Below are 18,233 nucleotides of genomic sequence, written 5' to 3'. Positions count from 1 at the left end.
GCCGCTGCTCCCTATCATGACTTCTACACTATTGCGCCGGCTGCTGCCGGGCGCGGCGCTGCTGTGCGGCATGCACGCGGGGTCGGCGCAGATGCAGCCTTTGAGCGAAGACGAGCTGGCGGCCGTCAATGGCCAGGGCCTGGTCAGCATGACCAACACCAGCTTGAACGGCTTCGACTTCAGCAAGATCGCGCTCGATGCCGATATCACGCTGAGCGCCAACCTGCGCAATATGCGGCTGGGCGAGTACACCTACGCCGCCCGCAACGGCAGCGGCGCCGACCTCGATATCCCGCTGCTGCAATTCGGCCGCAGCGATGGCACCGACGCCCAGCGCCTGGTGCAGATCAGTAATCCGTATTTTGAATTCGTGTACCGCAATGCCGCCGACAACACTTCGCGCGAGGCAATCGGCATGCGCTTCGGTTTTGAATCGATCAAGGGCGACATCGGTTTGCAGATCACCACGCTGTCCGGCTCGATGCAGGTGAGCGGCACCGCTGCCGATGGCAGCACCATCACGCTGGACTCGCGCACCGATGCGCTGGGCGGCAAGCGCTGGGATGGTTCCTGCACCGCGCCATGCCTGACCTTGTCGCAACTGGGCGGCGTGACGGCCGGCGACGCCAGCGGCGGCAGCCGTGACTTCTGGATGTCGATGCTGAAGACAGCCGTGCAATTCCCCACCACCAACGGCGCGCCGGCCGCCGACACGGCGCAAGCCGGCATGTGGCTGAACTGGCGCGACAAACTGCAGGCGCTGTCCACCAACGGCGTCACGCCGCCCAACCTGCCGAAGGGGCGGTAATGCGTTGCGCGCTGGCGGTGGGCCTGATGCTGTGCACGCAAGCGTGGGGCATGGAGCCGCTGAGCGACAACGCGCTGTCGGCGGTGCGCGGACGCGATGGCGTCAGCTTTGATCTGCATGGCTTTGCCATGACCGGCGACGCGCGCGTCAGCTATACCACCCCGCTCGGCACCAGTCTGTACGTGGAAAAATTCCACGCCGCGCGCAGCGACAATCCGCTGCCGTTTTCCGATCCCTACCGCCTCGACATCCTGCCGTCCGCGCCGGGGCTGGCGGACTACATCAACATCGCTTTCCCGACCAATGCCAACGGCGACCAGCGCTGGCAACTGGCCTATGACTGGGGCGTGGGCGCCAACGGCGTGGTGCGCGAGCAGGGCAGTGTGGTGGTCAAGGACATGGTGTTTTATGGCGGCGGCCTGCAGTTCACCACGCCGCAAGTCAATGACGGCATCGCTTTTGGGGCGGCGCTGAAGATGGATATCGGCCAGCTGTCGTTCCAGCCGCGCGGGCGGGATGACGCGACCGAAGCCATGGTGCTGAGCGGCGTGCATATCGGCGGCGTGGACGGCAACCCGTGGGTGATCGCGCATGTGGCGGCGCAGCCGGCGGTGATCAATGCGCTGAACGATGAGAGCGGACCGCGTCTGCATATCGGCATTGACTGGCCGGATGCGCGCTATGGCAATGGCCAGGCGTCGGCGGGCAGCATCGTGGTCGACAATATCTCGTTTGTCAGCCCGGGGCAGCCGGCGGTGGATCTCGGCTCGTCGCGCATTGGGTCGGTGCAGATCCAGTATCTGGATATCAAATTCAAGCAATGATGAAGCGTGCCCTGTTCCTGCTGATGCTGGCCGGCGCGGCGCAGGCCGGTGAGCTGCGCGCGCTGGATGACCGGGAGCTGTCGCAGGTCAGCGGCGGCGATGGCATCAGCTTTGCGGCGCACGTGGTGCTGAACGATCCGACGCTGGTGGGCGCGGTCAGCGACAGCCGCCTGTCGCTGGGCTTCAGCGGCGGCGGGCAAAATCGCTACATCGTGTTCAAGAATGTGCGCGGCACGGTGGACATGTTTGCCGTCAGCCTGGGCGTGCAGACGCGCAGCGACGGCGGCGGCGATTACATCGCCATCGGGCTGCCGGGCTATGTGCACTACACCAACCTCGGCTTCGAGTCGCTGAGCGTGCAGAACGACCCCGTCGCGCCGGTGACCAACAGCCTCGGCAGCCTGAATATCAACGGCACGGTGTCGCTACAGGGACAGGTGCGCTTCTGGGGGCACTAACGCTTTTCGGTGGCGAAGATGCACAGCGCGATCAGCGGGAAAGCCAGGCCGGTCCACAGCACGCCAGTCCAGCCGTGCGCCGCAAACATCCAGCCGCCCAGCGATGAGCCGATCGCGCCGCCCATGAAGAACAAGGCCATGTACAGGCCGTTCAGACGGCTGCGCACTTCGGCCGGCAGCGCGAAGATGGCGCGCTGGCCCGTCACCAGGTTGGCCGAGACCCCCATGTCCAGAATGATCGAGGCCAGTACCAGCAAGCCCAGATCCACCAGCCGGCTGCTGTGGATCAGCAACGGCAGCGCGAACGCCAGTGCACCCAGCGTCAGTGCGGCAAAGGTGGTCGAGCGGCTTTTGCCCTGATCGGCGCGGTGGCCGGCAATCGGCGACACCAGCGCGCCAGTCACGCCCACCAGCGCAAAGATGGCCACGCCGCTCTGGCTGATGCCGAAATACGGCCCGGTCAGCTCCAGCGACACGCAGGTCCAGAACACGCTGAAGGCGCCAAACATACAGGCCTGATACGCGGCGCGGCGGCGCAGGATCGGCGTGCTCTGCAGCAAATGCCACATAGACGCCAGCAGCGCGAAGTAGTGCATGCCGCCTTCCGGCCGGCGTTCCGGCAGCCTGGCGCGCAGCAGGAAGGCCAGGCCGGCCGTGGTGATGGCCGACAGCACGAAGATGGCGTGCCATCCCAGCGCGTCGGTGACCAGGCTGGCGACAGGCCGCGCCAGCATGATGCCCATCAGCAGGCCGCTCATCACCTTGCCGACGGTCTTGCCGCGCGTTTCCGGGCGTGACAAGTGCGCCGCGAACGGCACCACGATCTGCGCCGCCACCGAGCCGATGCCGATGCACAGCGCGGCAAACAGGAACAGGTTGGCGCTGCCCGTCATCGAGGCCGCCAGCAAGGCCACTGCCGTGGTCAGCAGGGCGATGAAGATCAGCCGGCGGTTTTCCAGCAAGTCGCCCAGCGGCACGATGAACAGCAGGCCGATCACGTAGCCGATTTGCGTCAGCGTGACGATCAGGCCGGCCGCGCCGGGATCGAGGCCGGTGGCTTTGCTGATCGGGCCGATCAGGGTTTGCGCGTAGTAGAGATTGGCGACGATCAGGCCGGTTGCGATGGCAAACAGCCAGACCATGGCGGGGGAAAGCTCGTGTTTTGCATCCGTCATCGATTACAGCCCCGCTTCCGCACGCGACAGCGCCTGGCGCACTTCAGCGGTAATTTCATAGGAACGCAGGCGTTGCGCGTGCTCGTAGATTTGCGAGGTGATCATCAGCTCATCGGCGCCGGTGCGGGCGATGAAGTCCTGCAACTGCTGGCGGACGGTGTCTGGCGCGCCGATCGCGGTGCATGACAGCACCGAGTCCAGCATGGCCCGTTCCGGCAGGCCCAGCGATTCGAGGTAGCCGGCTTTCGGCGGCGGCAGTTGCGAAGGGCGGCCGGTGCGCAGGTTGACGAAGGCTTGCTGCATGGAGGTGGCGCGGAAGTGTGCTTCCTCGTTGGTGTCGGCGGCAAACACGTTAAAGCCCAGCATGACGTAAGGCTTGCCGAGTTGCGCGGATGGCTGGAAGTTGGCGCGATACAGCGACAGCGCCTGCATCATCATCTGCGGCGCGAAGTGCGAGGCAAACGCGAACGGCAGGCCGAGATGCGCCGCCAGTTGCGCGCCGAAGGTGCTGGAGCCGAGTATCCACAGCGGCACCTTGGCGCCTTTGCCGGGCACGGCCAGCACGCGGCCGCGTGGCGTGTCGGACATGTAATCCTGCAGTTCCAGCACGTCTTGCGGGAAGGCGTCGGCATCGCTTTCCAGGTTGCGGCGCAGGGCGCGGGCGGTGGTCTGGTCGGAACCGGGCGCGCGGCCCAGGCCAAGGTCGATACGGCCGGGGAACAGCGCTTCCAGCGTGCCGAATTGCTCGGCAATCACCAGCGGCGAGTGGTTCGGCAGCATGATGCCGCCGGCGCCCACGCGAATGCTGCTGGTGCCGCCGGCCACGTGCGCCATCACCACGGCGGTGGCGGCGCTGGCGATGCCCGGCATGCCGTGGTGCTCCGCCAGCCAGTAGCGCTGATAGCCCCAGCGTTCGCCGTGCTGCGCCAGATCCAGCGTATTGCGGAACGAGGCGGATGGATTGCTGCCCTCGGCAATCGGGGACAGATCGAGGATGGAAAATGGAATCATGGTGCTACCTAATCTGAAGTGATCTGGCAATCCTACACAGGTTGGTCTAATCCTGCTGGCGACCGGCTGATTTGGGAAACGATAAAATATTAATAAGGCGAATGAATAATAAATAATATTATTTTAAAAATTAAATGTGAGCAAAATATTCAGTATTATCAAAATGGCCCGAGATAATGTTTTATTTTGCCGACGCTTTTTAAAAAAAGTTTCTGCGGCCGTATAATCCTGCTTTACCATTGGAAACTCTCCAATGTCACCACTACTGCGATGGCACGCACTCTTTTTCTCGCCTTGCTGCTGGCTTGCTGCCAGTCCGTTTTTGCCGCCGGTCAGCTGTACCGGGTCACCCACGAAGGTAAAACCAGTTATCTGTATGGCACCGTCCACGTCGGGCGCGATGGCACGTATCCGCTGGATGCGGTGGCGTCGCGCGCGCTGCTGGATTCCAAGGCGCTGGTAATTGAGCTGGATATTCGCGAAGACAAATCTTTTCAGCTGGCACTGGCGCGCCATGCGCGTTATCCGGAGGGCGATTCGGTGCAACGCCATCTGAGCCCGGCCACACTGGAACTGCTGGTGCAGGCGCTGTCGCGCGCCGGCATTTCGCTGCAATCGGTGCAACAGTACAAGCCGTGGCTGATCGCCAATCTGCTGGTGGGCGCCGAGCTTGACCGTCACGGCTACCAGCGCAGCCAGGCGGTGGAATACGCGCTGCTGGCCGCCGCGCAAAAGCAGGACAAGACGGTGCGCGAACTGGAGAGCGCGGATTATCAACTGGGCTTGTTCGACAGCCTGGACGAACGCCAGCAGGAGCAATACCTGCTGGAGAATCTGGCCGACCTGGCCGATGGCGATTCGCTGAAAAAATCCATGGCGCTGCTTGAGGCGTGGAGCGCCGCCGACGGCGCCGGCATTAACGCCGCGTGGCAGTCGGCCATCAGCGGCGACAGCGTCTCCGCCGGTTTCATGAACCGGGTCCTGCTTGGCAAGCGCAACCCCGAAATGGCCGCCAACATCGAACGCATCATGCAGCAGGACCAGGTGGCCTTCGTTGGCGTCGGCCTGCTGCATCTGGTCGGCGATGACGGCCTGCCGCAATTGCTCAAGCGGCGCGGCTACCAGGTCGAGCAGTTGTATTAATAGGCCTGCACCGTGCCGTTGTTGTAGCGGACGCGGTCGCCAATCTTGTAGCTGGGCGTGGAGTCCAGCACCACCATCTGGCTGCTGCCATCGTCCATGCGCACGGTAACGCGGTAGACTTTGTCGGTGGGCGTGCCGGTGCTGCCACCGGCCGCCGCTGCGCCGACCAGACCGACACCCACATCTTGCCGCTGCATCTGATCGATGGCCTGCACCACGCCATAGGTGGTTTGCGACGTGCTGGTGGTCGACGGCCCGGTCATGCTGCTGGGCGCATAGCTGCCGCTGCCGCGCGAGCCGTTATTCATCCTGTCGGCGCAGGCTGCCATGGAAAGCGCGCACAGCGCCATGGCACACAGTGTCATCTTTTTCATCTTCACCTCCCCTTAAATAGCGTGAGAGAGGCGCGGCGGCGTATGGTTCCCTGACTTCAGTCTCGAATTGATGTACATCAATTGAAACATGCTACCTACACGCAATAATTGTCCGGTATCACTTTAAAGGACATCGATATGTTGACACGCGTGACAGACACTATTATCGAAGAGTTAATTGATGCCACTTGCAATGATGTTCGCACCCGGCACTTTTTTCTTCATGCACTGCACGGCTTGGTTCGCGTGGCCAAGGCCGAACAACTCCAGGAAATGCGTCTGGACGTGGAGCTCGCAACCGGTCCGGTCAGTTTGCTGGAAGGATGCGATAGCGACTCCACAGAACCCACATGAAAGCCGACGCCAGCACCGCCGCATTGCAGTCCACCAGCCAGTCCGACACTGCGCCGTGGCGGTACGGGAAGAAGCTTTGCACAAACTCGTCTAGCGCGCCCATCAGCGCGATGGTGAGCACGGCCTTGACTGCACGCTGGGCCAGGCTGCCGCGGCTGCCGGTGTAGATCAGGAAAGCCAGGCCGGCGTAGGCGATGGAATGCAGGATCACGCCGGTCGCGACCTGGCCGATGTCCTGGCGCGCGCCGGGAATCGAACCCAGGATCAGGATCAGCAGGTACAGCACGATGGCGGTCCAGTAGCGCAGGCGGGCGTGGGAAGTGGTGAGGAGGATTTGTTTGAGCATGGGCAGACGATACCATGCGCTGCGAGAAAACGGGAGTGGCGCACCGGGCAGGCCCGGCGCGCCTTTTCTTCAGTCATGCGTATCGGTTGCATGTACTTAAGATGTAGCCAGTATAGGCAGCCTTTGTGACGCCATCATGACAGCACGCAAAAAAAAAGCCCGCTGTCTGGGAGCGGGCTTAAAACTATTTTCTTGGAGGAGAATAGTGGAGACAGGTGTAATTATGCTGCGTCGCCAGATATGTGTCTAATTGTTGTTTCAGATACCAGTCATCAGGTTAGGACATAACTCTGTCCTCGCGGTTGACAGCGGCCGTGCTCCGCACTAAATTAGTTAACACGTTAACTAATTCGGGCGAGGTATATGGAGCAATTCGACATTCCCGTGGCGGACGCCGGCGTGGTGGCGGCCACCCTGTGGCAGGCCGCGCAGCCGCGCGCCGTGGTGCTGCTGCATCCGGCCACCGCCGTGACGCAACGCTACTACCAGGCGTTCGCCACCTATCTGCACGGGCTGGGCCTGCACGTGCTGACCTACGACTACCGCGGCACCGGGCGCTCGCGGCGCGGCTCCCTGCGCGATTGCGCCGTTTCCATGGCCGACTGGATGGAGGAGGATGTCGGCGCCGTGACGCGCTGGGCGGCTGCGCGCTTTCCGGCGCTGGCGCTGCTGGCGGTGGGGCACAGCGTTGGCGGCCATGCGATCGCGTTGTCGTCGGCCACGCCGCATTTGCGCGCGGCGGTCCTGGTGGCGGCCCATGCCGGCGTTACCCGCACCATCCGCGGCGCCGTGGAGCGGCTACGGGTGTGGTGCGTGATGCGGCTGCTGGCGCCGCTGTTGTGCCGCCTGTTCGGCTATATGCCCGGACGCCGCCTGGGGCTGGGCGAAGACCTGCCGGGGCCGGTGATGCTGCAATGGAGCCGCTGGACCACCTTGCCGCAGTATTTCTACGACGATCCGGCCATGGACGCCGCGCGGCGCGCGGCGCGCGTGCGCCTGCCGTTGCTGGTGCTGGGCTTTGAGGATGATCCCTGGGCCAATCGGCATGCCATGGATCTGCTGTTGCGGCCGCTGATCCATGCGCAGATCGAGCGCCGCCATGTGGCGCCGGTCGAGGCGGGCCTGCCGGCCATCGGCCACATGGGCTTTTTCCGCCAGCGCAGCGCCAGTGCCTTGTGGCCGCAGGTGGGCAACTGGCTGCTGGCGGCGGCATGAGCGCGCCACGGTTTGGATTCCTGTTGAACCGGGCCCAGCGCGCTTTGCAGCGCTGGGTGGAAACGCGTCCCAATGCGTGGGAGGGCATCAGTTCGGCCCAGGTCGGCTTGTTGTTCTTTCTGGAGGCGCACCGCGACGCCAAGATCGGGGAGATTGCCGAGGCCTTGCAGGTGGCGCCGGCGGCCGTGACCAACCTGTCCAAGCGCATGCAGGCGGCCGGCCTGATCGAGCGCGCCGGCGATGACAGCGACGGCCGCGCCACCCGTCTGCGCCTGACCACCGATGGCGAGCGCGCCAGCCGCCAGTCGCGCCGTCTGCTGGATGAAATGAACCACCATCTCACGGCCGGCTTCACGGCGGCCGAGCTGGCGGTGGTGGCGCGCTGGCTGGAGCAGGCGGCCACGCTGGCCGGGAATTAGTCCTGGACCGGCACCGTGTAGTTCAGCGCCAGGCGGCCGCCATCGACATACAGGGTCTGGCCGGTCATGTAGCTGGCGTCGTCGCTGGCGAGGAAGGCGGCGATCGACGCCACTTCTTCCGGCTCGCCGCAGCGGCCCATCGGCGTGCGCGACAAGATGGTGTGGCGCGATTCCGGGCTGGCCATCACGGCTTGCCTGGCCAGCTCGGTCAGGATGGTGCCGGGGCCGATGCCGTTGACGCGGATGCCGTGCGACACCAGGTTCAGCGACATAACCTTGGTCAGCTGGTTGATCGCGCCCTTCGACACCACGTACGGCACCTGGTTCGGGATCGCCAGTTCCGCATTCACGCTGGACATATTGATGATGGCGCCGCTGTGCTGCTTGACCATCACGCGCGCCACCGCCTGGCCGCACAGGAACATGGACTTCAGGTTGATGCGCATGACGCGGTCGAAATCCTCCTCGCACAGGTCGAGGAAATTGGCGGCGTGGGTGACGCCGGCGTTGTTGATCAGGATATCGATGCGGCCGAAGGCGGCGACGGTGGCGGCCACCATGGCATCGACATCGGCCTTCTGGCTGACGTCGGCGGCGAAGAAGCGGGCGTGTTCGCCCAGCTTGGCGGCGGCCTCGGCGCCTTCCGGCTTGATGTCCACCAACATGACCTTGGCGCCTTCGGCAATCATGCGCTGGGCGCAGGCCAGGCCGATGCCCTGGGTGGCGCCGGTCACGACAGCGACTTTGTTCGATAATTTCATGGGGGTGTCTTTCTTGGGTGGAGATGGCAAATTTTAACAGCCACCGGTGGGCGGGTTACAATAGAGGGTTTGCAATTTTCATTAGGGGGCCGTCGTGACTTTTATCAACAAATTATCCGCCGCGTGGACGGCTAACGACTCCCTGCTGTGCGTCGGTCTCGATCCGGACATGGCCAAGCTGCCGGCCCAGTTCCAGCATGACCCGCAAGGCATCTACCACTTCTGCCGCGAGATCATCGACGCGACAGCCGACCTGGCGTGCTCGTTCAAGCCGCAGATCGCCTACTTTGCCGCCCTGAGCGCGGAAGACCAGCTGCAGCAGATCTGCGACTACGTGCGCGCCAACTACCCGCACATTCCGCTGATCATGGACGCCAAGCGCGGCGACATTGGCGCCACCGCGCGCCAGTATGCGCGGGAGGCCTACGACCGCTACGGCGCCGATGCGGTGACCGTCAACCCGTACATGGGCTTTGATTCGGTCGAGCCGTACATGGAATGGAGCGAGCGCGGCGTGATCATCCTGTGCCGCACCTCGAATGCTGGCGGTTCGGACCTGCAGTTCCTGGATGTGGGCGGCAAGCCGCTGTACCAGCACGTGGCGCAGCTGGTGGCGCAGAAGTGGAACCAGCATGGCCAGTGCGCGCTGGTGGTGGGTGCCACCTTCCCGGAAGAACTGGCGCAGGTGCGCGCGATTGTGGGCGACATGCCGCTGCTGGTGCCGGGCATTGGCGCGCAGGGTGGCGACATCGCCGCGACCGTCAAATCGGGCCGCAGCGCGAATGGCAGCGGCATGATGATCAACTCCTCGCGCGCCATCCTGTATGCGCCGCCGCAGGCCGGCGAGGACTTCGCCATGGCGGCACGCCGCGTCGCCCAGGAAACGCGCGACGCCATCAACCACCACCGCACCTAAACTCCGGGGTCAAAACTCCGGGGTCAGGTCCGTCATTTCTACACGACCTCAACCGTACGCTTGCGTACGGTTGAGGTCGTGTAGAAATGACGGACCTGACCCCGGAGTGTTAATGCGGCGGTGCGACTAGCTCGGCATACTCGTAGAGCTCGCCAAGGATTTGCTCGGCGCGTTCGTCGGCGTGCTGCTGCAGCTCATCGATTCTGGCGAAGAAATCGTCTATGGTGCGCGCGCCGCCCGCGCCTTCGTAGAAGCGCGCGGCGCGGTGCTGTTCCCAATGCTCCATTTCGGTGTCCGACAGGGTCTCCGGGAAGTTGCGCGCGCGGTAGCGGAACAGCAGTTCGGCCAGCCGCCCATCGCTGAACGATGGCGACGCCACCGCCAGCCGCGCCGGCGATTCACGGCGCAAGCTGTCCAGCAGGCGCCGGTCTTCCTTGCTGATGAAGCCGTTATACAGATCCTCGTCCACATCCAGCGGCTCGCCGGCCGGACGGTAAAATACTTCTTCCCATACCTGCGCCAGATCGCGGCCGGCCGCGGCAATGGCCGCATGCGCCTTGCCCTGTTCCAGATCAATGCCCCAGCGGGCCGCCATGGCCGGCGACAAGGTCTTCAGGTTGGACACCAGCATCGGCGATTTGTTCAGGTGGATGCTCTTGACCGGCAGGCGCGTCATGCCTTCCGGCAGCGCCTCCGAACGGGTGAAGATGCGGGTGCGGATGGTGTCCGCATCCAGCGTGTACAGCTCGCTCGGATCGTAGCTGCAATCCCAGACGATGATTTCGTTCTTGTTGGTCGGATGCGTGCCCAGCGGGTAGACCAGGGCGATGCAGCCGCGCTCGGCCGGGAACATGCCGCTCACGTGCAGGAAGGGCTGGCGCAGATTGGCCGCCAGGTGCATGCCGATCTCGTCGGCCACGCGGTCTTTCTTGTGCAGCGCGAAGCAGAAGTCGAACAACTTCGGCTGGCGCTGCCGGATCAGCCGCGCCAGCGCAATCGTGGCGCGCACGTCGGACAGCGCATCGTGCGCGGCTTCGTGCAGCAGGCCGTTGGCCTTGGCGAGGTCTTCCAGCTTGAAGCTGGGCTTGCCGTCCTCCCTGGCCGGCCACTGGATGCCATCCGGACGCAGGGCATAGGTCATGCGCACCACGTCCAGCAGATCCCAGCGGCCGCAGCCGTTTTGCCACTCGCGCGCGTACGGATCGATCAGGTTGCGCCAGAACATGAAGCGGGTGATCTCATCGTCAAAGCGGATGGTGTTGTAACCCACGCCAATGGTGCCCGGCTGCGAGAACGCCTGCTCGATGGTGGCCGCGAACTGGTGCTCCGGCACGCCCCATTCCAGGCATTGCTGCGGCGTGATGCCGGTGATCAGGCAGGACTGCGGATCGGGCAGGAAATCATTGGCCGGCTTGCAGTACAGCATGATCGGATCGCCGATCTCGTTCAGGTCGGCGTCAGTGCGGATCGCGGCAAACTGGGCCGGACGGTCGCGACGCGGCACCGCGCCAAAGGTTTCGTAGTCGTGCCAGAGGAAGGTCTGATTGGTCATAGGTGCTACAGTAATTTTAAATTCTGCCGATAATTCCAGCGTGTTCAATGAGGAGCAATATTATGGCTACTCCAGTCTCTGCTACTTCAGGCAATACGGCCGCCGCGGTCCAGTCCAAGGATGACAAGCCGCTGTCGCCGGCCGCCCGGGCCAAGGCGGACTTAAACGTGTCTATCGTACAAGCTTCCTTGACGGTATCGCTTAATTCTTCCAATGAACCCTTGTCGGTGGTGCTGAAAACCGCGCTGACCGGCATTAACGAGGCGCTCAAGGACGATTTTGGCGATAACGCCATCCAGAACGCCGTGTCGCAGGACAATACGCCGGAAGGCACCGCGAGCCGCATTGTATCGTTGTCCACCGCATTTTACGAAGCCTATAAACAGCAGCATCCCGGCGGGGATGAGACTGAAACGCTGAATAACTTCATCAATACGCTGAAAAAAGGCGTGGACCAGGGCTTCAAGGAGGCGCGCGACGTGCTGCAAGGCCTGAAGGTGCTGAATGGCGACATCGCCAGCAATATCGACAAGACCTACGATCTGGTGCAGCAAGGCTTTGCCGATTTCATCGCCGCCCATCAGCCCAAGCCGGCCGAAGCAGAACCAGAGGCTTCGGCCGCAACCTGATTGCGGCCGTTTTCCTTGGCACGGTACAGCGCCGCGTCGGCGCTGGCGATCAGGTCGTGCTCGTTCTGCTGCGGCTGCAGCACCGCCACGCCCAGCGAGGCGGTGATGTGCGGCAGCGGCAGGCGCATGTCGCCAAACACCTTGGCCTGGCGCATGCGCTCGCACAGGCGCTCGGCCACCGACGCCGCCACCTTGTCGCTGGTATCGGGCAGCAGCACCATCATTTCCTCGCCGCCGTAGCGCACCGCAAAATCGGTCGGACGCAAGGCGCCGCTCAGCACCTGCGCGGCCGAGCGCAAGGCTTCGTCGCCGGCCAGGTGGCCGTGGCTGTCGTTGAATTTCTTGAAGTGATCGAGGTCGATCATGATCAGCGCCAGCGGGGCGTTGGAGCCGTGCGCGGTGGCCACCATGGTCGGCAGCAGGTCGTTCAGCCAGGCCCGGTTGTACAGGCCGGTCAGGCCGTCGATCATCGACAGCTGGCGGTAGAACTCGCCCAGCTTCTGGCGCCGGCGCAACTGGGCGTTGGCGGCGCGGATGCGGAAGGACAGCAGGCGCAGCAGGTTGCGCGCCAGCACATTCGATTCATCGATCAGCTGCCACACCAGGTCGGCCTCGACCACCAGCACCTGGCTCTGCTCCAGCGCGACGATGCTGGACAGGTTGGCTTCCTCATCCAGCACCGATTGCTCGCCCACGCTTTCGCCCGGCAGGATTTTGCTGATGGTGCCGTCGGCCATGCCGGTGCGGGTATCGCTGGCCACCGACAGGGCGCCGCGCAGCAGGATGTACAGGCGCGCGCGGCCGGATTCGGTGACGGCTTCATCGGCTTCCAGTTGCATGATGGGGCAGTGTGCCAGCAGCCTCGCGACGGCGGCGTCATCGTTGGAGTTGCGCAGCAGCTGCAAATCGCTGATCTGGTAGCTCGATGAGCCGAAGGTACTGATTTGTTTCATGCAAAAAAGCAATCGATGGTTCAATAGTAGTCATATTGTTGCACGAATGCGGTGAGGAGTGCTTCAATATCGGCATCGCAACCTGACGGGATACAACATGGCTTACATTGACGCGCTGGGCATTGAGCATCAACCGTATCCAGAGGCGCGCATCGTCTCGCTGGTGCCGTCGATTACCGAGCTGCTGTGCGATCTGGGGCTGGCCGGACAGGTGGTGGGGCGCACCGGTTTCTGCATCCATCCTTGGGATGTGGTGCAGTCCATTCCCAAGGTGGGCGGCACCAAGGATGTCAATCTGGACAAGATCCGCAAGCTGGCGCCGACCCATGTGGTGCTGAATATCGATGAAAACGAAAAGCCGACCGCCGACGCGCTGGCCGCATTCGTGCCCAACATCGTGGTCACCCATCCCATGCGTCCGCGCGACAATCTGGAACTGGCGCGCCTGATGGGCGGGATATTCTGCCGCGCGCGGCCGGCCGCCGAGTGGTGCGCCGCGTTTGAGACGGAATACGCGCTGCTGCAGGCCGCCCCCAAAGGGCCGCCGCAAAAGATGTTGTATTGCATATGGCAGGACCCGTGGATGACGATTTCGCAAGACACCTACATCGCGCGCATGCTGGAAGAAATCGGCTGGAGCGTGCCGGACCTGGGCGCCGCGCGCTACCCGGAATTCCGCTGGTCGTCCGAGCTGATTGCGGGCATAGACGGCGTCTTGCTGTCGAGCGAGCCGTATCGCTTTACCGAGGCCCATGCGGACGTGCTGGAGCGGCAGATCGGCAAGCCGGTGCTGCTGGTGGATGGGGAAATGATGTCGTGGTACGGCAGCCGTTCGCTGCAGGGCCTGAAATACTTGCGGGAGCTGGCGCAGCGCTAGCCCCCGCGTCCGTTTACTCCTCGTCGGCGACGACGGCAGCCGAGGCCGTGGCCACGCCGGCGGCATGGCGCTTGTTGTCATGCAGCTTGCCCACCGCGCTGTCGACCGCGCGTTTCAGCTTGTCGGTGGCGCCGCTGATGGCCTGGTGCAGGGTGGCCGCATGGTCGCTGACGGCAATAGGTTGAAGACCGGTAAGACGTGCTTCCATCAGGCAGCGGTTATCGCCGTCGGCCGACTTTTGGCCCAGGTTATCGCTGAGATGGACTTCGACGCGGGTGATTTGCTCGCCGAAGCGGTGGAGGGCATTGCTCACGACAGATTGCACGTGTTCGTCAAGACCAGAATGACGATCGATGGTTTTGTCGGTATTGATTTGGATTTGCATACGCTTGCTCCTGTTGTTGAACTGCGTAACCATCTTACTCCTTCCTGCCTTAAGTGCACGTTAAATAAGTCACCCATTGAGCAAAGAGGCGGCGGTGTTGATGGACAGGCCGAGGATGGCCAGGTTGTAGAAGAAGCACAGCACCGACTGGCCCAGCACCACCTGCCGCAGGCGGCGGTTGCGCACGGTGACGTCGGAGGTCTGCACCGCCACGCAGATGGTGAACGAGAAGTACAGGAAATCCCAGTAGTTGGGCGTGAGGTCACGGTCCGGGAAGCCGAGCGGTTTGTCGCCGCTGTCGTCGGTGTAGTACAGGTGGGCGTAATGCGAACAGAACATGATGCCGACCATGAACCAGGAGCCGATCAGCGTCAGCACGCCCAGCCCGTAGCGCAGCGCCAGTGTTTCGTCCGGCAGATTTTTGGTGGTGGCCAGTTGCGAGACGATGGCGGCCAGGCTGAGCATCACGGCCAGCGACAGCACGGCCAGGATCACCGGGCCTTTTTCATCCTGCTTGCAGGCGGCGCGCTTGATGTCGTGGTGGTCGGCCTGCACCATCATCCACACCATCATGGCCAGGTAGCTCCACACCAGCACGTCCCAGCAGGCCAGCACTTGCGTGACCCAGGGCCAGGCGTCCGGCAGCAACAGGGCCGTCGCCGCCGCCAGCACGATGGCCGTGCTCAGGTGCGGGCGGCTGTGGATGATGGCGGGCAGCGGCAGGCGCAGTTTCATTTTTTATCCTCGTGCGGGAAACGGTCCATGCGCGACAGCACCGGGAACAGCACGGTCCACGCGCCCACCACGGCCAGCGTGGCAGCGCCGCCGAACAGTACGGCGCGCGTCAGGCCCAGCCAGCCGGCAGTGATGCCGGATTCAAATTCGCCCAGCTCATTCGAGGCGCCGATGAACACCGAGTTGACCGCGCTGACGCGGCCGCGTATCTCATCCGGCGTTTCGTACTGTACCAGCAGGTGGCGCACGTAGACGCTGATCATGTCGCCGGCGCCCATCAGGAACAGCGCGACCAGCGCAACGATGAAGCTGGTGGTGGCGCCCAGCACGATGGTGCAGACGCCAAACACCGCCACGCCGCCCAGCATCCAGGCGCCGACACGGCGCGTGATGGGGAAGAAGGCCAGCACGATGGAGCACAGCGCAGCGCCGATGCCGGGCGCGGTGCGCAGCGCGCCCAGGCCACCGGGGCCGATATGCAGCACGTCATGCGCCAGCGCCGGCAGCAGGGCGGTGGCGCCGCCGAACAGCACGGCAAACAGGTCGAGCGAGATGGCGCCCAGCACCACCTTCTTGTTCCACACAAAGCGCAAGCCTTCCAGCACCGTGTGCCAGGAAGCCGGGCCGCTGGCGCTGGCCTGCTTGACCGACTTCACCAGCGACATCATGACCACCGCCGCCAGCAGCAGGGCGGAGGAAATCATATACACCGTTTTCGGCCCGGCCAGGTAGAACAGGCCGCCTAGCGTGGGGCCGAGGATGACCGCCACGTGGAAGCTGGACGAACTCAATGCCACCGCCTTGCTGAAGCTTTCCTGCGGCACCAGGTTGACCAGGATGGCCTGCGTGGCCGGCCCCATGAAGGCGCGCGCGCTGCCGTACAGCACCAGCACGGCAAACACCGGCCATACGGCGCTCAGCCCGGTGTAGGTGAAGCCCAGCAGCATCAGGCCGCACAGCAGCTGCGCGCCCATGGCCAGTGCGATCAGGTTGCGGCGGTCGTAGCGGTCGGCGGCGTGGCCGGCGATCAGGATCAGCAGCAGGAACGGCAGGAACTGCGCCAGGCCGATCAGGCCCAGGTCGAACAGGTTGTGCGTCATCGAATAGACTTGCCAGCCGATGGCGACGTTTTGCATTTGCACGGCCAGGGTGGCCAGGGTACGGGCGGAGAGGTAGAGTGTGAAGTTACGGTGGCGCAGGACGCTGAAGCCGTTGTGGGAAGAACTGTCTGACATTGGGACTTTCAGGAGCAGGGCCGCTTGGGACGCTGCATCCCGAAAGGCCCTGCGGGTTGCATGCTTATTTGTGGATGTCGGCTTCGGTGGTGAAGGCGTCGGCGTAGAATTCATCCTCCGGCAAGCCGCACTGGGCGACGAAGTCTTGCTTGGCCGATTCCACCATGATCGGCGCGCCACAGGCATACACCTGGTAGCCGGACAGGTCGGGCAAGTCCGCCATCACCGCCTGGTGCACAAAGCCGGTGCGGCCGGCCCAGTGGTCTTCCGGCAGCAGGTTGGACAGCACCGGCACGTACTGGAAGTTCGGCAACTGGTTGGCCCATTCGCGGCACAGCGCATCCATGTACAGGTCCTGCGGCCGGCGGCCGCCCCAGTACAGCGTCATCTGGCGGGTCGAGCCTTGCGCGCGCAGGTGCTCGACGATGGCCTTGATCGGCGCAAAGCCGGTGCCGGACGCCAGCAGCACCATCGGCTTGTCCGAATCCTCGCGCACGAAGAAGGTGCCCATCGGCCCTTCAAAGCGCAGGATGTCGCGTTCCTTCATGGTGCTGAACACCTGGTCGGTGAACAGGCCGCCCGGCATGTGGCGGATGTGCAGGGCCAGCGGCTGGCCTTGCTCTGGCGCGCTGGCGATGCTGTAGCTGCGGCGCTTGCCGTCGCGCAGCATGAATTCGATGTACTGGCCGGCGCGGAATTTCAGCGTTTCGTTGGCCGGCAGTTGCAGCGTCATGATGATCACGTCCGACGCCACTTTTTCCAGCGTGCTGACGCGCGACGGCATCTTGCGGATCGGATAGTCGTCGCTGCCGGCCACTTCGCGCACCTCGATCACCAGGTCGGCCTCGGTGGTGGCGCAGCAGAACAGCGCGTAGCCAGCCGCTTCCTCGTCCTTGGTCAGGGCGCGCTCCTGGTGCGCCTTGTGACGCACCGCGCCGGCCACCACCTTGCCCTTGCAGGAGCTGCAGGCGCCGTTCTTGCAGCCGTAAGGCAGGCCGATGCCGGCGCGCATGGCGGCCGCAAGGATGGTTTCGTCTTCCTCGCAGCTGAATTGATGGCCGCTAGGCTGTACAGTTATTTGAAACGTCATACAATCTTTCAGATGAAAAACTTCAAAAATCACAAATTCCACCGGCCGCGCGTGCTGATCGTCGGCTGTGGCGATGTCGGCATGCGCCTGTTGCCGCTGCTGACCGCTCATTTCCGCGTGTTTGCCACCACCAGCCAGCAGGAGCGCTGCGCCGAATTGCGGGCCGCCGGCGCGGTGCCGCTGGTGGCCAATCTCGATCAGCCCGCCAGTTTGCGCCGTCTGGCCGGGCTGGCGCCGTGGGTGATCCACCTGGCGCCGCCGCCTGCCGAGGGCGCACTGGATACCCGCACGCGCAATTTGACCGCCATTTTACCCGAGCAAGGACGCTTGGTTTATGTCAGCACCACCGGTGTCTATGGTGACTGTGGCGGCGCGCTGTTCGACGAGAGCCGTCCGACCGCGCCGCGCAACCCGCGCGCGCTGCGCCGGGTTGACGCCGAACGCGTGTTGCGCGGCTGGGCGCGCCGCAGCGGGGCCGCGCTGTCCATCCTGCGCGTGCCCGGGATTTACGCCGCCGACCGCCTGCCGCTCAAGCGTCTGCAGCAGGGCACGCCGGCCCTGATCGAGGCGGATGACGTCTACACCAACCATATCCACGCCGACGACCTGGCGGCAATTATCGCCCGGGCCCTGTTTCGTGCGTTGGCTAACCGTATCTACCATGCGGTGGATGACAGCGATATGAAGATGGCGCAGTATTTCGACGCGGTGGCGGATGCCTTTGGCTTGCCGCGTCCGCCGCGCCTGCCGCGGGCCGAATTGCAGCAGGTGGTCACGCCGGCGCTGCTGTCGTTCATGTCAGAGTCGCGCCGCCTGCGCAATGGCCGCATCAAACGCGAGCTGGGTGTGCGCTTGCGCTATCCGACCGTCGGGGCCTTGCTGCAGGGGTTGTAAAGTTATGTAAAGAAGTAATGATGATTAATGAAATGTAATTCTGGTGTCAGTTTTTTATGACAAAATTATAAGTTGCACG

Annotated in this window: 21 protein-coding genes; 10 read left to right on the top strand and 11 right to left on the bottom strand. The window is 63.7% G+C overall.

Features of this window, described 5'->3' with window-relative positions; translation table 11 throughout:
* Positions 1-16 precede the first annotated feature (16 nt).
* Genes ABDW57_RS21455 through ABDW57_RS21445 form a run of 3 tightly spaced genes read left to right on the top strand, consistent with a single transcriptional unit; the run spans position 17 to position 2,090 of the window.
* Entirely contained in the window at positions 17-808 is a 792-nt protein-coding gene (locus ABDW57_RS21455) for a hypothetical protein (protein WP_343732185.1), read from the top strand.
* The gene (locus ABDW57_RS21450; protein WP_343732184.1) at positions 808-1,632 is read left to right on the top strand and encodes a hypothetical protein; all 825 of its coding nucleotides are present in this window, start codon (positions 808-810) and stop codon (positions 1,630-1,632) included. Before ABDW57_RS21455 ends, ABDW57_RS21450 begins: the two co-directional genes overlap by 1 nt.
* Complete coding sequence (locus tag ABDW57_RS21445) at positions 1,629-2,090, top strand: hypothetical protein (protein WP_343732183.1); 462 nt, start codon at positions 1,629-1,631, stop codon at positions 2,088-2,090. The genes ABDW57_RS21450 and ABDW57_RS21445 overlap by 4 nt, the downstream gene beginning before the upstream one ends.
* Here the strand turns inward: ABDW57_RS21445 and ABDW57_RS21440 are convergent.
* Positions 2,087-3,232, bottom strand: coding sequence for an MFS transporter (locus ABDW57_RS21440; protein ID WP_343732221.1), 1,146 nt, complete (start codon positions 3,230-3,232; stop codon positions 2,087-2,089). The two genes, ABDW57_RS21445 and ABDW57_RS21440, sit on opposite strands and share 4 nt — an antisense overlap.
* Before the next feature lie 36 nt (positions 3,233-3,268).
* Positions 3,269-4,276 carry an LLM class flavin-dependent oxidoreductase gene (locus tag ABDW57_RS21435; RefSeq protein ID WP_343732182.1) on the bottom strand — a complete coding sequence of 336 codons (1,008 nt, stop codon included), beginning with the start codon at positions 4,274-4,276 and terminating at the stop codon, positions 3,269-3,271.
* 270 nt (positions 4,277-4,546) lie between these two features.
* Here ABDW57_RS21435 and ABDW57_RS21430 point away from each other — a divergent pair, with 270 nt between their 5' ends.
* A complete protein-coding gene (locus ABDW57_RS21430; RefSeq protein WP_343732181.1) occupies positions 4,547-5,419 on the top strand; it encodes a TraB/GumN family protein in 873 nt (290 codons plus the stop codon).
* On the opposite strand, the gene ABDW57_RS21425 is transcribed toward ABDW57_RS21430, so the two are convergent.
* Positions 5,416-5,793 carry a hypothetical protein gene (locus ABDW57_RS21425; protein ID WP_343732180.1) on the bottom strand — a complete coding sequence of 126 codons (378 nt, stop codon included), beginning with the start codon at positions 5,791-5,793 and terminating at the stop codon, positions 5,416-5,418. The two genes, ABDW57_RS21430 and ABDW57_RS21425, sit on opposite strands and share 4 nt — an antisense overlap.
* A gap of 307 nt (positions 5,794-6,100) precedes the next feature.
* Positions 6,101-6,493, bottom strand: a complete 393-nt coding sequence (locus ABDW57_RS21420; RefSeq protein ID WP_343732179.1) for a VanZ family protein — start codon at positions 6,491-6,493, stop codon at positions 6,101-6,103.
* A 363-nt stretch (positions 6,494-6,856) separates the two neighbouring features.
* Here ABDW57_RS21420 and ABDW57_RS21415 point away from each other — a divergent pair, with 363 nt between their 5' ends.
* Together ABDW57_RS21415 and ABDW57_RS21410 are read left to right on the top strand one after the other, a co-directional pair.
* The gene (locus ABDW57_RS21415) at positions 6,857-7,708 is read left to right on the top strand and encodes an alpha/beta hydrolase (RefSeq protein ID WP_343732178.1); all 852 of its coding nucleotides are present in this window, start codon (positions 6,857-6,859) and stop codon (positions 7,706-7,708) included.
* Positions 7,705-8,127, top strand: coding sequence for a MarR family transcriptional regulator (locus ABDW57_RS21410; RefSeq protein WP_343732177.1), 423 nt, complete (start codon positions 7,705-7,707; stop codon positions 8,125-8,127). The genes ABDW57_RS21415 and ABDW57_RS21410 overlap by 4 nt, the downstream gene beginning before the upstream one ends.
* Here ABDW57_RS21410 and ABDW57_RS21405 read toward each other — a convergent pair.
* Positions 8,124-8,888: an SDR family oxidoreductase gene (locus tag ABDW57_RS21405; protein WP_343732176.1), complete on the bottom strand. Its 765-nt coding sequence runs from the start codon at positions 8,886-8,888 to the stop codon at positions 8,124-8,126. The genes ABDW57_RS21410 and ABDW57_RS21405 overlap by 4 nt on opposite strands.
* Before the next feature lie 94 nt (positions 8,889-8,982).
* On the opposite strand from ABDW57_RS21405, the gene pyrF reads away from it, so the two are divergent.
* Positions 8,983-9,804, top strand: a complete 822-nt coding sequence (pyrF, locus tag ABDW57_RS21400; RefSeq protein ID WP_343732175.1) for an orotidine-5'-phosphate decarboxylase — start codon at positions 8,983-8,985, stop codon at positions 9,802-9,804.
* A 109-nt stretch (positions 9,805-9,913) separates the two neighbouring features.
* On the opposite strand, the gene sbcB is transcribed toward pyrF, so the two are convergent.
* Positions 9,914-11,356: an exodeoxyribonuclease I gene (gene sbcB / locus ABDW57_RS21395; RefSeq protein ID WP_343732174.1), complete on the bottom strand. Its 1,443-nt coding sequence runs from the start codon at positions 11,354-11,356 to the stop codon at positions 9,914-9,916.
* Between the two features lie 62 nt (positions 11,357-11,418).
* Between sbcB and ABDW57_RS21390 the strand changes: the two genes are divergently transcribed.
* Positions 11,419-11,985, top strand: a complete 567-nt coding sequence (locus ABDW57_RS21390; protein WP_343732173.1) for a DUF5610 domain-containing protein — start codon at positions 11,419-11,421, stop codon at positions 11,983-11,985.
* Here the strand turns inward: ABDW57_RS21390 and ABDW57_RS21385 are convergent.
* On the bottom strand, positions 11,937-12,938 hold the full coding sequence (locus ABDW57_RS21385; RefSeq protein ID WP_343732172.1) for a GGDEF domain-containing protein: 1,002 nt from the start codon (positions 12,936-12,938) through the stop codon (positions 11,937-11,939). The two genes, ABDW57_RS21390 and ABDW57_RS21385, sit on opposite strands and share 49 nt — an antisense overlap.
* 97 nt (positions 12,939-13,035) lie before the next feature.
* On the opposite strand from ABDW57_RS21385, the gene ABDW57_RS21380 reads away from it, so the two are divergent.
* Positions 13,036-13,815, top strand: coding sequence for a helical backbone metal receptor (locus tag ABDW57_RS21380; protein ID WP_343732171.1), 780 nt, complete (start codon positions 13,036-13,038; stop codon positions 13,813-13,815).
* A 13-nt stretch (positions 13,816-13,828) separates the two neighbouring features.
* On the opposite strand, the gene ABDW57_RS21375 is transcribed toward ABDW57_RS21380, so the two are convergent.
* The 4 genes from ABDW57_RS21375 to ABDW57_RS21360 form a co-directional block, all read right to left on the bottom strand.
* Positions 13,829-14,200: an HPF/RaiA family ribosome-associated protein gene (locus tag ABDW57_RS21375; RefSeq protein ID WP_343732170.1), complete on the bottom strand. Its 372-nt coding sequence runs from the start codon at positions 14,198-14,200 to the stop codon at positions 13,829-13,831.
* Positions 14,201-14,269: 69 nt separating this feature from the next.
* The gene (locus ABDW57_RS21370; protein WP_343732169.1) at positions 14,270-14,935 is read right to left on the bottom strand and encodes a DUF1345 domain-containing protein; all 666 of its coding nucleotides are present in this window, start codon (positions 14,933-14,935) and stop codon (positions 14,270-14,272) included.
* On the bottom strand, positions 14,932-16,170 hold the full coding sequence (locus tag ABDW57_RS21365) for an MFS transporter (protein ID WP_343732168.1): 1,239 nt from the start codon (positions 16,168-16,170) through the stop codon (positions 14,932-14,934). Before ABDW57_RS21365 ends, ABDW57_RS21370 begins: the two co-directional genes overlap by 4 nt.
* Before the next feature lie 64 nt (positions 16,171-16,234).
* Positions 16,235-17,260 carry a CDP-6-deoxy-delta-3,4-glucoseen reductase gene (locus tag ABDW57_RS21360; RefSeq protein ID WP_343732167.1) on the bottom strand — a complete coding sequence of 342 codons (1,026 nt, stop codon included), beginning with the start codon at positions 17,258-17,260 and terminating at the stop codon, positions 16,235-16,237.
* A 12-nt stretch (positions 17,261-17,272) separates the two neighbouring features.
* Here ABDW57_RS21360 and ABDW57_RS21355 point away from each other — a divergent pair, with 12 nt between their 5' ends.
* Positions 17,273-18,154, top strand: coding sequence for an SDR family oxidoreductase (locus ABDW57_RS21355; protein ID WP_343732166.1), 882 nt, complete (start codon positions 17,273-17,275; stop codon positions 18,152-18,154).
* Positions 18,155-18,233 lie beyond the last annotated feature (79 nt).

This window comes from Duganella sp., assembly GCF_039595735.1.
Lineage (GTDB): Bacteria > Pseudomonadota > Gammaproteobacteria > Burkholderiales > Burkholderiaceae_D > Rugamonas.
Note: the sequence above shows the minus strand (reverse complement) of the source record. Positions and strands in the feature narration are given on the sequence as shown.